This is a genomic window from Marinobacterium litorale DSM 23545 (assembly GCF_000428985.1).
Classification (GTDB): domain Bacteria; phylum Pseudomonadota; class Gammaproteobacteria; order Pseudomonadales; family Balneatricaceae; genus Marinobacterium_D; species Marinobacterium_D litorale.
Map to the genome: position 1 here is coordinate 61816 of NZ_AUAZ01000011.1, position 13557 is coordinate 75372.

General features: G+C 58.3%; 12 protein-coding genes. 6 read left to right on the top strand and 6 right to left on the bottom strand.

Annotated elements, in window-relative coordinates; translation table 11 throughout:
* Positions 1-2: 2 nt before the first annotated feature.
* From G403_RS0110870 to G403_RS0110880, 3 genes are all read left to right on the top strand, one after another.
* On the top strand, positions 3-443 hold the full coding sequence (locus G403_RS0110870; RefSeq protein ID WP_027854021.1) for a type IV pilin protein: 441 nt from the start codon (positions 3-5) through the stop codon (positions 441-443).
* Positions 444-528: 85 nt separating this feature from the next.
* Entirely contained in the window at positions 529-1638 is a 1110-nt protein-coding gene (gene thiO, locus G403_RS0110875) for a glycine oxidase ThiO (RefSeq protein ID WP_342665438.1), read from the top strand.
* 18 nt (positions 1639-1656) lie between these two features.
* A complete protein-coding gene (locus G403_RS0110880; RefSeq protein WP_027854023.1) occupies positions 1657-3285 on the top strand; it encodes an NAD+ synthase in 1629 nt (542 codons plus the stop codon).
* A gap of 55 nt (positions 3286-3340) precedes the next feature.
* Here the strand turns inward: G403_RS0110880 and G403_RS0110885 are convergent, their stop codons facing one another.
* Complete coding sequence (locus G403_RS0110885; protein WP_027854024.1) at positions 3341-4282, bottom strand: outer membrane protein assembly factor BamD; 942 nt, start codon at positions 4280-4282, stop codon at positions 3341-3343.
* 131 nt (positions 4283-4413) lie between these two features.
* On the opposite strand from G403_RS0110885, the gene rluD reads away from it, so the two are divergent.
* On the top strand, positions 4414-5382 hold the full coding sequence (gene rluD / locus G403_RS0110890) for a 23S rRNA pseudouridine(1911/1915/1917) synthase RluD (RefSeq protein ID WP_027854025.1): 969 nt from the start codon (positions 4414-4416) through the stop codon (positions 5380-5382).
* Positions 5379-6125 carry a peptidoglycan editing factor PgeF gene (gene pgeF, locus G403_RS0110895; RefSeq protein WP_027854026.1) on the top strand — a complete coding sequence of 249 codons (747 nt, stop codon included), beginning with the start codon at positions 5379-5381 and terminating at the stop codon, positions 6123-6125. Before rluD ends, pgeF begins: the two co-directional genes overlap by 4 nt.
* 4 nt (positions 6126-6129) lie before the next feature.
* Here the strand turns inward: pgeF and G403_RS0110900 are convergent, their stop codons facing one another.
* The 5 genes from G403_RS0110900 to G403_RS0110920 form a co-directional block, all read right to left on the bottom strand.
* Positions 6130-6561, bottom strand: coding sequence for a universal stress protein (locus tag G403_RS0110900; protein WP_027854027.1), 432 nt, complete (start codon positions 6559-6561; stop codon positions 6130-6132).
* Positions 6562-6577: 16 nt separating this feature from the next.
* Positions 6578-9169 (bottom strand): TRAP transporter permease, encoded by a 2592-nt coding sequence (locus G403_RS0110905; RefSeq protein ID WP_027854028.1) that lies wholly within the window; start codon positions 9167-9169, stop codon positions 6578-6580.
* An 81-nt stretch (positions 9170-9250) separates the two neighbouring features.
* A complete protein-coding gene (locus G403_RS0110910; protein WP_027854029.1) occupies positions 9251-10216 on the bottom strand; it encodes a TAXI family TRAP transporter solute-binding subunit in 966 nt (321 codons plus the stop codon).
* 72 nt (positions 10217-10288) lie between these two features.
* Positions 10289-11113 (bottom strand): beta-keto acid cleavage family enzyme, encoded by an 825-nt coding sequence (locus G403_RS0110915; protein WP_027854030.1) that lies wholly within the window; start codon positions 11111-11113, stop codon positions 10289-10291.
* On the bottom strand, positions 11103-12455 hold the full coding sequence (locus tag G403_RS0110920; RefSeq protein ID WP_027854031.1) for an aspartate aminotransferase family protein: 1353 nt from the start codon (positions 12453-12455) through the stop codon (positions 11103-11105). The genes G403_RS0110915 and G403_RS0110920 overlap by 11 nt, the downstream gene beginning before the upstream one ends.
* A 108-nt stretch (positions 12456-12563) precedes the next feature.
* On the opposite strand from G403_RS0110920, the gene G403_RS25275 reads away from it, so the two are divergent.
* Positions 12564-13466, top strand: coding sequence for a LysR substrate-binding domain-containing protein (locus G403_RS25275; protein WP_027854032.1), 903 nt, complete (start codon positions 12564-12566; stop codon positions 13464-13466).
* Positions 13467-13557 lie beyond the last annotated feature (91 nt).

Consider the following 13557-nt stretch of genomic DNA (forward strand, 5'->3'; position numbering starts at 1 on the left):
AAATGAGTAAACAGCAACATGGCTTTTCCCTGATTGAACTGATGATTGCAGTCGCGATCGTGGGAATTTTAGCGGCGGTGGCCTATCCGGCCTATACGGAGCACATCCGCGAAGCGCGGCGCTCCGATGCCCGGGTTAGTCTGTTGGAGCTGACCCAGTTTATGGAGCGCTACTACACCAGCAATGGGCGCTACACGGAAACCGCCGCTGCGGACTCAGGAGGGCCCGCCCTGCCTTTTACGGAATCTCCTCGGGATGGCAGTGACAAGTATTATGACCTTTCGTTACTGGACGTGAATCCCAACGACCTGACCGCTACTGCCTATACCATCCGCGCGGTGCCCAAGGGAGCTATGGCCGGTGATACCTGTGGCACCTTGACGATTAATCAGGCGGGCGTCAAAGGTGCCGGTGGCGACCTGGACGACTGCTGGGGGCTTTAAGTCAGCTGCATTGCGCCCCCTCAACCCCGCGACCCGACCGATGTGTTAACCTACGTTCCTTCGTAGTCTTGCGGGGATCTGTTCAGTGAGTATCCGTTCTGTCGTAGTAGTAGGTGCCGGCGTTATCGGCCTGATGACCGCCCGAGAGCTGGCGCGGGCCGGCATCGATGTAACTCTGATCGACCGTGGTTCCTGTGCCCGGGAGGCATCCTGGGCCGGTGGCGGTATCGTTTCTCCCTTATATCCCTGGCGTCATGGTGAAGCAGTGACCCGCCTCGCGCTCTGGTCGCAGAGCAGTTATATCCTGCTGGCGCAGGAGCTAAAAGATGAAACCGGCTGTGATCCTGAGCTGCGCCAGAAAGGGATACTGATGGTTGACGTCCACGACGAGGCCGAAGCGCTGAGTTGGGGCCACCACCACTATCGGCCACTAACGCGTGTAGACCGTGCTTTCATTCAGGAGAAAGAGCCGCACATCAACAGCGCGTTTGAATCGGCCATGTGGATGCCGGAAGTGGCCAGTATCCGTAACCCCCGGTTGGGGCGTGCGTTGCGCTTGAGCGTCGAACTTAATCCGCGTATTCGTCTGCTGGAGAATTGTGCTGTTGAAGCCTTCCAGTTGGAAGGTGAACGGGTCAGCGGTGTAAAAACGGCATCAGGCGAGGTGTTGTCGGCCGATGCGACGGTGATAGCCGGAGGAGCCTGGAGCGGTGAGCTGATGGCCACACTGGGGTTCAAGCTCCCGGTAGAGCCGGTCCGCGGCCAGATGATGGTATTTAAGGCACCTGTGGGTTTGATTGACCGCATTGTCATGCTTGATGGACGTTACCTGATACCGCGTAGTGATGGCCGGATACTGGTGGGTAGTACGCTTGAGCATGTGGGGTTCGACAAGCAAACCACCGAGCACGCTCGCCAGTCACTGTATGAAACTGCTCTGACAATCTTGCCTGATCTGGCACAATATCCGGTTGAACATCACTGGGCGGGACTCAGGCCCGGCTCCCCCGACGGCATTCCCTTTATCGGCGCGGTGCCCGGTTGCGATGGCCTGTATCTTAACTGCGGCCATTTCCGAAACGGTCTGGTTCTGGCGCCGGCTTCGACCCGCCTGCTGGGTGATCTTCTGCTGGAGCGCACGCCGATTATCGACCCGGCGCCTTACAGTGTCTCCGGCCGTCTCGAACAGGACTGACAGGTATCTTGAGCAGCAATGAGTAAAACGATTCGGGTCGCCATGGCCCAACTGAACCTGGTGGTGGGCGATATTCCGGGTAATACGCGGCGTATTATCGATACTGCCCACCAGGCGCGAGACCAGCATCAAGCGGACCTGGTTCTTTTCCCCGAGCTGGCGGTTAGCGGTTATCCACCGGAGGATCTGTTGCTGCGTCCCAGTCTGGAGCTTCGGGTTGAACAGGCAATCAGACAGCTTTGCGAAGAGATCAAGGGTATCACCGCCGTCGTGGGGTATCCGCGCTACCGCAAAGGCGCACTCTATAATATGGCCGGTGTGATTCGTGATGGCGAGATCATCGCCGAGTATGCCAAGCAGTGCCTGCCGAACTACCAGGTGTTTGATGAGGAGCGCTATTTTGTTTCCGGAGCACAACCGGGGGTGTTCGACTTTGAAGGCTTCCCGATCGGGTTGAGCATTTGTGAGGATATCTGGCACGCGACTCCGATTCAGCAGCTTAAAGCGGCCGGTGTCCGGCTGATCCTTAACATCAACGCCTCGCCTTTCCATGCCGGTAAGCATGATGTGCGTACCGATGTGATCGCCCGCCAGGCGCAGACAGCCGGTTGTCCGGTGCTTTACGTTAACCAGGTGGGTGGACAGGATGAGCTGGTATTCGACGGTGGCTCCCAGGCGGTTGATGCCGGGGGCAGTCAGGTCTTCAGCGGTGCATTCTTCGAAGAGGCGCTGTATGTCACCGAAGTCGATCCTGTACAGGGTACGGTGGTTAGTTGTCAGCCCAGCTTGCCGGCACTGTCGCTGGAGGAGTCCGTCTATAAAGCGTTGGTGCTCGGGGTGCGTGATTACATCCACAAGAACGGCTTCCCCGGCGTGGTGCTGGGTCTCTCTGGTGGGATCGACTCTGCCGTGACCGCAGCGGTCGCTGTCGATGCGTTGGGTGCCGAAGCGGTTGAAGCAGTGATGATGCCCTTCCGCTATACCTCGGAAATGAGTATTGAGGATGCGGCGGAAGAGGCTCGTCTGCTCGGTATTCGGCACGAAGTAATCTCCATCGAGCCGATGTACGAGAGCTTTATGACGGCACTGGCCACTGAGTTTGAGGGGTGCAGTGCTGATACCACGGAGGAAAATCTGCAGGCCCGTTGTCGCGGTGTTCTTTTGATGGCGATCTCCAATAAAAAAGGCGCACTTGTCCTGACCACCGGTAACAAATCGGAGATGGCAGTGGGGTATTCCACGCTCTACGGTGATATGGCCGGTGGTTTTGATGTGTTAAAGGATGTGCCAAAGACGCTGGTTTATCGCCTGGCACGTTATCGCAACAGCCTGTCACCGGTGATCCCTGAGCGGGTCATTATTCGTCCACCCTCGGCGGAGCTGGCACCGGATCAAAAAGATCAGGATAGTCTGCCCGACTACGATGCACTGGACCGTATTCTGGAGCTCTATGTGGAACGGGACTTCAGTGCTCAGGCGATCATCGAAGAGGGTTTCGATGAAGCTGTCGTGAAGCGAGTGGTACGTCTGGTGGATATCAACGAGTATAAGCGGCGGCAGGCCCCGGTGGGGCCGCGCATCACCCAGCGTGGTTTTGGTCGAGATCGTCGTTACCCGATTACGTCCGGCTGGAAGCCGGGTGAGTAACTAAGACATAAAAAAACCGGCCACGCGCCGGTTTTTTTATGTCTGGTGGAGGCGCTTACTCGAAGATACCGAAGGTGGCCTTGTGGAACCAGGAGCGTTCCGCTTCCTGCGCTTCTTTTTCGGCAGTTGCTTCGGCTTTGGTTTCACCCAGTGAGCGGGTCGGGCGCGCCGGGACGGCAGGTTCTTCCGCTTCTCCCATCAGGCCAAAAGTGGCTGTGTGCAGCAGGGTAGAGCGCGCCTCTTTGAATGTACGGCGCTGGTAATCTGGATAGTTCAACGAGAGCACTTCATTGGCATCCGCGGCCAGCTCCGTCAGTCCCAGCTCGGTGTAGGCCTCAACCATGATCGCCAGCGCATCCGGTACGGCCGGCGTCTCCTGGAAGTTTTCCACCACGTAGCGTCCGCGGTTGGCAGCGGCAACCCAGGCACGGCGTTTCATGTAATAGCTGGCGACGTGGATCTCGTGGGTGGCGAGGCGGTTCTTCAGGTAGAGCATCCGCTTCTGCGCATCGGGCGCATACTCGCTTTCCGGGTAACGATTTACCAGTGTGGAGAAGCTCTCGAAGGAGTCGAGCGCCGCGCCGGGGTCGCGCTGGGTTTCATCCAGAGGCAGGTAACGGGTGATAAAGGAACGATCCTTCTCAAAGGCGGTGAGCCCCTTCATGTAATAGGCGTAGTCGATATTGTCATGGTTAGGGTGCAGACGGATGAAGCGATCCGCGGCGGCGGCGGCGGACTCCGGTTCAAAAGTCTGGAAGTAGGCGTAGATCAGCTCAAGCTGAGCCTGCTCCGAGTAGCGTCCGAAGGGATAGCGTGCTTCCAGCAACTGGAATTTTTCGACTGCCAGGGCATAGTTTCCGGCATCCATAGCCTCGAGCGCGTCATCGTAGAGCTCCTGCTCCGGAATATCGGGTGCCAGCTTGTCACCGCCCCACCAGGAGCAGGCCGACAGCAGGGTCACGAGCATTACGGCAGCACAGGTTTTCACGAATCGCATCTTTATCGTCCTGAAGCAGGGGCGTGTTCGGCGGAACGCGCCGCATTCGGGTATAATCGGTGGAAAATAGAGTCGTATTTAAACACAACCCGAACCCAACCAAAACATCCGCACGGATGAGTAGTGAGTCGATGTCAGAACAGGTTGAACTAGAAGCCCAGGTGCCGAGCGAAATGTTCGGTATGCGATTGGATCAGGCGGTCGCCCAGCTGTTTCCCGAATATTCCCGTTCCCGGCTGCAGGGCTGGATCAAGGATGGCTCTCTGACCGTGGATTCGGAGGTTCGCAAGCCCCGGGATAAGCTCAGTGGGGGCGAATGGGTGCGTGTGGCCGCCCAGTTGGAGTTGATCGACGATCATCAGCCCGAGGCGATTCCGCTGGATATCGTCTATGAAGACGATCATATACTGGTCATTAACAAGCCCGCCGGTCTAGTGGTTCATCCGGCGGCCGGGCATGCAGCGGGTACGCTGCTCAACGCTCTGCTGCACCACTGTCCTTCGATCGCGCACGTACCCCGGGCGGGAATCGTTCACCGTTTGGACCGGGACACCACCGGCCTGATGGTGGTGGCTAAAACCATACCGGCGCAGACCGATCTGGTGGCTCAGCTTCAGGAACGCACCATGGGGCGTGAGTATGAGGCGGTGGTCAACGGGGTTATGACCGGCGGTGGTTGTGTTGAAGAGCCGATGGGACGTCACCCCCGTAACCGCCAGAAGATGGCGGTGGTCGGTGTCGGTAAAGAGGCGATTACCCATTACCGGGTTTTGGAAAAATTCCGGGTCCATACCCATATTCGGCTGAAACTGGAAACCGGGCGCACGCACCAGATCCGGGTTCATATGGCGCATATCCACTATCCGCTGGTGGGCGACCCCATGTATGGTGGCCGCTTCCAGCTCCCCAAGGGGTGCAGTAATGCCATGCGCGAGACGCTTAAGGCGTTCCGTCGGCAGGCGCTGCATGCCAAGCGGCTCGAGCTTTGGCATCCCGAGAGTGGGGAGCCAATGGCCTGGGAGGTGGATCTGCCCGAGGATATGCAGCAGCTCTTGGCTGTACTGAAACGAGACGCGGAACGCTACGACTACGAGCTATGAAACTGATACGTGCCGATTGGCAGGCGCCCGACCATATTCATGCGCTGACCACCACCCGGTTGGACGGCTACAGTCATGCACCCTTTGCCAGCCTTAATCTGGGTACACATGTGGGGGATGATCCCGAGGCGGTGGCTCAGAACCGGCAGATCCTGCTGCAGGCACTGGGCCTGGAGAAAACACCCCAGTGGCTGAACCAGGTGCATGGCGTACAGGTCGTCGAAGCGAGCGATGATGGCCAGGTCAGAGAAGCTGATGGTTGCTGGAGCGAGCAGCCGGGCGTGGCCTGCGTGGTAATGACAGCCGACTGCCTGCCGGTGCTGTTCTGCGATACGCGCGGTCGCAAGGTGGCCGCAGCCCACGCCGGCTGGCGCGGACTGGTCGACGGTGTGCTGGAGCAGACCCTGTCGGTGTTCGAAAAGCCAGGCGACGTTCATGTCTGGCTGGGGCCTGCTATTGGTCCTCTGGCGTTTGAAGTGGGCGACGAGGTTCGGGCCCGTTTTATAGAGCAGCAATCTGCGGCAGAGTCAGCGTTCGTTGTTTCGCCCACCGATCCCAGCAAATGGTTGGCGGATCTGTACCGGTTGGCTCGCCTGCGGCTGGAAGCGCAGGGCGTTACACAGATCAGCGGCGGCGATTACTGCACGTTCAGCGAGTCGGACTACTTTTTCTCCTATCGCCGGGATGGTCAGACCGGCCGCATGGCCAGTCTGATCTGGATTGAACCCGGAGCGTTGGGCTGAGAGCTCAGCCCTTGATCACCAGAACCGGGATATCGGAACGTCCCACTACCTTGTTGGCCACCGAGCCCAATACACTGCGTTCCAGCCGTGACTGCTTATGGCTGGCCATCACGATCAGGTCGGCACCGACACGGACCGATTCCGATAAAATCAGGTCGGCCGGTTTGCCCTCTTCGACCAGCAGGGTGCATTCGCTGGGATCAATCGGCAGCTGTTGTGCGACGAAATCGGTCAGTTGCTGACGAATGTCCTTTATCACTTTATTGAAAGTGCCCGGGGGAAAATAGGAACCCACCAGTGGCATCTGGTAGCCGGCCACCACGGTCAGCAGAATTAGCTGACCGTGGGGCTCGAGTACGCCCAACGCATGCTTGACCACTTTATCGGTGTAGCCCTGTTCGGAAAGGTCCACCGGAACCAGAATCGTCTTGTACATGATCGTCCTCTCCGTCCTAGGCTGTGGCAGCGGTGTTCTGTGGCATACGCCGGCGTTGCAGCCAGCCGATAAAGACCAGCAGTAGCAGCGCGGGGATAAAGACCAGCTCCTTCGGCGGTCGATCGGTCTGCTGCTGGATACCGGTTAACTCCCAACCGAAGTCCACGCCCGATTTCTCGGCGGCACTGCCGAAGACCACTAGGTCCACGATCCACTGGTCGCCCTGTTGAGACATCATCAGGCCCATGGATTCCAGCCGCTGGGTCGCATCGCCGTCCGGGCTGTCCAGTTGCAAGGAGACGGTTTTGCTGACCTGATCCCCTTCGATGGTCATGCCCTCAAAGTTGAGCTGGATAAACTCCCCTGGATTCATCTGCTCGACCTGTGTTTCCAGCTGACTGGCCGGCAGATCGACAGTGGGCGGATATACCATGTCCCACCAGTATCCGGGCCGGAACAGGCTGAATGCGATCAGTAGCAGCGCCAGTGTTTCCCAGAGCCGTGTTTTCACGAACCAATAGCCCTGAGTGGCAGCCGAGAACACCAGAATAGCGATCACGGCGCTGACCACGGTGACGATCAGATCAAACACCGAGGTGATACCGATCAGCAGCAGCTGGGTGTTGAAGATAAACATGAATGGCAGAATCGCCGTTCGAATATCGTAGGTAAAACCCTGGATACCGGTCTTGATCGGGTCGGCACGACCAATAGCAGCGGCCGCAAAGGCGGCCAGCCCTACCGGCGGCGTATCATCTGCGAGTATCCCGAAATAGAACACGAACAGGTGCACGGCGATCAACGGTACGATCAGGCCGTTTTCAGCGCCCAGTGTCACGATCACCGGCGCCATCAGGGTGGATACCACGATGTAGTTGGCAGTGGTGGGCAGCCCCATCCCCAGGATGATGCAGATGATCGCGGTAAAGATCAGGATCAGAATCAGGCTGCCCCCGGAGATAAACTCCACGAACTCAGTCATCATCTGGCCCAAACCGGTCAGGGTTACGGTACCCACGATAATGCCGGCGGCTGCCGTAGCGATACCGATCCCCACCATGTTGCGGGCACCGGCCACCAGTCCTTCGATAAAGTCGTGCCAACACACCTTGAATTGAGCCAGCCAGTCACTGTCGCCCCGGAACCAGGCCTTGATTGGGCGGTGGGTGAGGACCACGGCAATCAGGAAGGCTACGGCGTAGAACGCGGACTGTTGTGGCGAGTACTGTTTCACGGCCAGGGCCCAGAGCAGAACCACAATCGGCAGGCCGAAGTAGAGCCCGGAGAAGATGGTTGGACGGGGTTCCGGCAGATGGTCCAGCGTGATGCTGTCATCATCTTCGGCTAAGTCTGGGTAGGAGGCGGACAGTTTCACCAGCGCAAAATAACCGGCGATGATCACCAACAGCATTACCAGATAACCGATACCACCCAGCGTGGATTCCAGGAAGGTGGAGCCGTAGTACACCACGGCACCCAGAATCAGCATGATCAGTGTGGTCGTCATCCAGGAGAGCATGCGTTGGGATATGGTCGGCTTATGCAGCCGCTCGATCCCCTGCATATTCAGTTTGATCGCCTCCAGGTGGACGATATAAACCAGCGCGATGTAAGAGATCAGAGAAGGGAGAATGGCGTGCTTGATCACCTCTATGTAGGGAATACCCACGTACTCCACCATCAGGAAGGCGGCGGCCCCCATGATTGGCGGTGTCAGCTGGCCATTGGTTGACGCGGCGACCTCCACAGCACCGGCTTTGGTCGCCGGGAAGCCCACGCGCTTCATCAATGGAATCGTGAAGGTACCGGTGGTCACCACGTTGGCGATGGACGATCCGGAGATAATCCCGCTCAGCCCGGACGCAACCACGGCGGCTTTGGCCGGGCCGCCGCGCATATGCCCGAGCAGCGAGAAGGAAACCTTAATCAGGTAATTACCGGCGCCGGCCTTGTCGAGCAAAGCCCCCAGTAACACAAACAGGAATACGAAAGCGGTTGAAACACCCAGGGCGACCCCGAAAACCCCCTCGGTGGTGAGCCACTGGTGAGAGGCGACCTTGTTCAGGCTGGCGCCCTTGTGAGCAATCACGTCCGGCATGTACTGGCCGCCAAATGTGAACGCCAGGAACACCACCGCCACCACCAGCAGGGGCGGCCCAAGGGCGCGGCGGGTGGCTTCGAGCAGGGTCAGCATACCGATAACGGCGATCACCACATCGGTGGTGGTGGGTGCACCGATACGGTCGGCCAGCTCGTTTCGAAAAACCAGGAGATAGAGGCAGGACAGCGAGGCCCCCAATGCAAAGAGCGCATCAAAGGGCGTTATCGATGTGTGGCTCGATTTGCGCGTGGCTGGAAACAGGCAGAATGCCAGAAAGGTGGCAAACGCCAGGTGGATGAACTTGGCCTGGTCTTCATTCAGGGTGGCAAAGTTCAACATGAATGGCAGTGGCGAGGCATACCAGAGTTGGAACACTGACCAGGCAATTAACAGCCCGATCACCAGTTTGCCCATGGGACCGGACAGGGTCCGGCTGCCGGTTTCCGAGCTTAGCAGCTCCTCGATCGCCTTCTGATCGGCGCTATCTGAGGTACTTTCCTTGGCCATGGATATCTCCTGGAACAAAGAACGAGGCGGGGCTCAAGGCCCCGCCGGTTTTCGGCTGGTTGTATGAGAGTCGCGCTCTCCTTACATCAGGCCGGCTTCCTTGTAGTAGCGCATGGCACCTTCATGCAGCGGTGCGGAGAGACCGTCAGTGATCATCTCCTCTTTCTTCAGGTTGGCGAAGGCCGGGTGCAGTTTCTTGAAGGTATCGAAGTTTTCAAACACCGCTTTAACGGTGTGATAAACCAGATCGGCATCCACGTTGGAGGAGGAGATGAAGGTTGCGCCGACACCGAACGTCTTCACGTCTTCATCGGAACCGCGGTACATGCCGCCTGGGATGGTGGCAACGCGGTAGAACGGGTTCTCATCCACCAGCATCTGCACGGTAGGACCTGCGACTTCGACGATGACGCTATCGCATGAAGTGGTTGCTTCCTTGATGGAGCCGCTTGGGTGACCCACGGTGTAGACCATTGCATCGATCTTGTTATCGCACAGAGCCTTGGACTGCTCGGCTGCTTTCAGCTCGGAGGCAAGGGCAAAATCATCCATGCTCCAGCCCTTAGCTTCCATCAGGACTTCCATAGTACCGCGCTGACCGGAACCGGGGTTGCCGATATTGACGCGCTTGCCTTTCAGGTCATCAAAGGTCTTGATGCCGGCATCAGCACGGGCAACAACGGTGAATGGTTCGGGGTGTACGGAGAAGACCGCGCGCAGCTCTTTAAAAGGACCGGCGTCGGCAAACTGGCTGGTACCATTGTAGGCGTGGTACTGCCAGTCGGACTGGGCAACGCCCATATCCAGCTCACCGGCGCGAATGGTGTTGATGTTGTAAACCGAGCCCCCTGTACTTTCCACCGAGCAACGGATGCCGTGCTCTGAACGGTCTTTATTAACCAGACGACAGATAGCGCCACCCGTGGGGTAGTAGACCCCGGTGACACCGCCGGTCCCGATGGTGATGAAGTCCTGAGCCTGTACTGAAGTGGCGCCAAGCATAGCCGTGAGGCCAGCGCCGATCAGGGCGGATTTAATCTTCGTCATATCACTCTCCTTGGTTATTGCTCTTTCGAACGAATATGAAAGTTAGTCTAGTTCATCACTTGGTTTTTGGTACTAATCGAACGTTATCCCCTCCAGGAACTCTTTCGTACTCATGGCGGTGATCTCATCTTTGGCCAGGCGTGCCATCAGAGCACTTACCTGGGTGGCATTGTCAGCGGCCAGAACGCCATCGGCCGAGTACAGATTATTCTCAAAGCCGATGCGCATATCGCCGCCTGCTCGGGCGGCTGCCAGCAGGCAGGTCTGCTCAGAATGGCCGAAGGCGCATAGCGCCCAGCGCACACCGTTAAGGCGAGGTATCAGCGCAAGAAAGGGGGCCAGATCATCGGGGCTTGATTGCTGGCCGGCCGTATAGCGGCCGAGCACAAACAGCAGATGATGTCCGTTGCGGGGCAGGAGACCGCGTTCGATCAGGTTCAGGTAGTAGGCCAGGTCCTGCTCCGAGTAGAGGATGTATTGGGCCAGAATCCGTTGTTCAGCCACCCAATGGAAAAAATCGGCCGCAGACTGCTCGTGATCGGGTGAGGGAATCAACTCTCGCAGGGCGAAAGAAGCCGCCTGCGGCTGCAGGGCCTTAATCAGCGCCATCTGCTGATCGGGTTGATAACGTCCCACCGCCTCGGTGGTGAGCTGAACGATCACCCGATCACCCAGCTGTTCACGTACCGCCTCCAGTACGGCGCGATTATCCTCTACCTCCAGTGAGTGTTCACCGGAGGGGGTGCGGGCATGCAAGTGGACCATGGCGGCACCCGCATCGGCGCAGCGGGCCACGGTGTCAGCCAGTTCCGCCGGTGTTATCGGCAGCGCGGGGTGATCAGCCTTGGTGCGGCGAGCGCCGTTGGGAGCAACGATGATCAGCCGTTTATCCGGCATCCGGGTACTCCTTCATCACCACTTGCGTCACGTTGTCGACCGCGCTGTAAAGCTTGTCGGTCAGCTCGTCCAGTTGATCGTCACTGATGATAAACGGCGGTGCCAGCAGAATATGGTGGCCACGATTGCCATCGATGGTGCCCGACATGGGGTAGCACATCAGGCCCTGTGCCATTGCTTCACGTTTGATCCGACTGTCCAGCTTGGAGCGAGGGTCGAACGGACGCTTGCTGTCGCGGTCATGGACCAGCTCCAGGGCCATGAACAGGCCGCGTCCACGGATATCCCCCACATGAGGATGGTCGGCAAAGCGGGTTTGCAGGCGTGCATTCAAAGCTGCGCCTGTGGGCAGTACACGTTTCAGCAGTCCCTCGTTTTCGAAGGCATCCAGCACCGCCAGGGAGCCTGCCATGGCGGTGGCATGGGCCATATAGGTGTGGCCGTGCTGAAAGAAGCCGGAGCCGCTGGAAATCGTGTCGTAGATCTCATCCGAGGCCAGCATGGCACCAATCGGTTGATAACCGGCACCGAGTCCTTTGGCGATGGTGACGATATCGGCTTCAATGCCCTCCTGCTCGTGGGCAAACAAGGTGCCGGTACGACCCATACCACACATGACCTCATCCAGAATCAGCAGAATGCCGTAGCGGTCACAGATTTCCCGGATCCGCTTGTAGTAACCCTCGACGGCGGTTAAAGCACCGGCTGTTGCGCCCACCACCGGTTCGGCAATAAACGCGATCACGGTTTCCGGGCCCACGGTGAGCAGGCGCTGTTCAAGCTCGTTGGCCACGCGCTGGCCGTACTCGAGCAGCGTTTCGTCCGGCTTTTGATCCCGGTATGCGTAGCAGGGGGCTATATGTTCGGCATGCATCAACAGTGGAGAGAAGGGGGCACGCCGCCAGGCATTACCGCCGACAGCCAGCGCGCCCAGGGTGTTGCCGTGGTAGCTCTGGCGGCGGGCGATAAACCGGGTGCGTTGGGTATCGCCGCGCTCGACAAAATACTGTCGTGCCAGCTTAAGCGCCGCTTCCACCGCTTCCGAACCGCCGCTGACAAAGTAAACATGGTTCAGTGCGCCGGGCGCCTTCGCTGCCAGACGATCCGCCAGGTTTTCGGCAACCTCGGTGGTAAAAAAGGAGCTGTGGGCGTAAGCCAGCTGATCGATCTGGCGGTGCAGCGCTTCCCGGACACCGGCGTGGCTGTGGCCCAGACAGGAGACCGCGGCACCGCCGCTGGCATCCAGGTAGGCCTTGCCGCTCTGGTCGTATAGATAAACGCCTTCGCCGCGAACTGCCAGCGGCAGAGGCGTATGGCAATGACGATGAAAAACCTGAGTCACGATGCACCTGTATCGGTTGTTGGTCGTGTCTGCATTAAAGGTTGGTTACAGAGACTCAACAAACGATATATTCTCAGGGGGTATGATATTTTTTCATGGGGGTTTGGTATGCCTAGTTCACTGCCACCGCTCAATGCGCTGCGGACCTTTGAAGTCGCCGCCCGCAAGCTCAGTTTTTCGGCGGCGGCCCGTGAGCTGTGTGTTACCCAGGGAGCGATCAGCAAACAGATTCAGTTACTGGAACAGTATCTGGAGCAGCCGCTGTTCGATCGCTCCAGCTCCGGCATCACCCTGACCGAGGCGGGGCGACAGTACCTGCCGTTTATCTCCAGGGCCATGGAAACCATTCAGGGCGCTACAGCCATGTTGCAGCAGAATGTGCATGGCCCGCAGAGTCTGGTGCTCAACCTGACCCCCTCATTCAGTAATCTCTGGTTGATTCCACGCCTGGCCCAGCTTAATAAGGCGATGCCTGAACTGAGCCTGCGTATGACCTCAGGTGATGGGGCGTATCAGTTTCAGGGCGCGGAAGCGGATATGGCGATACGCTGTCTGCCGCTGTCGCTCAGTCATGAGCATTCAACACTGCTGGTAGAGGAGGTGCTCTTGCCGGTGGTCAGCCCCGAGCGCCTGCGCCACTCCCCCATTCATGAGCCGCTGGACCTGCTCAGCCATAAACTGCTTTTGCATACCACCCGGCCTCAGCTCTGGCGGCAGTTTTTACAGCAGTGGATCGACCTGACCGGGACGGGGTTTCAGCCCCGGTACAACCATGGTTTTGAACATTTCTATATGTCTCTGGAGGCGGCGAGACAGGGGCAGGGCATCGCCCTGATTCCAGACTTTATGGCCCGGGATGCCTTGCAGAGCGGAGAGTTGGTCAATCCGTTGGGCATTCAGTACCAAAGCGGTTATGGGTTCTATTTCCTGGTGCCGCCCTATCGCAGCCGCAATGGTGGTGTTCAGCAGTTCTACCACTGGCTGTTGGACGCATTAAACGAACCTGCCTGATTTGAACCACGCATCGGTTGCACGGGCTTTGATCTTGTGCCGGGCCTTTTTTTACCTCAAAATACTGTATGCATAAACAGTATTCTGCGGA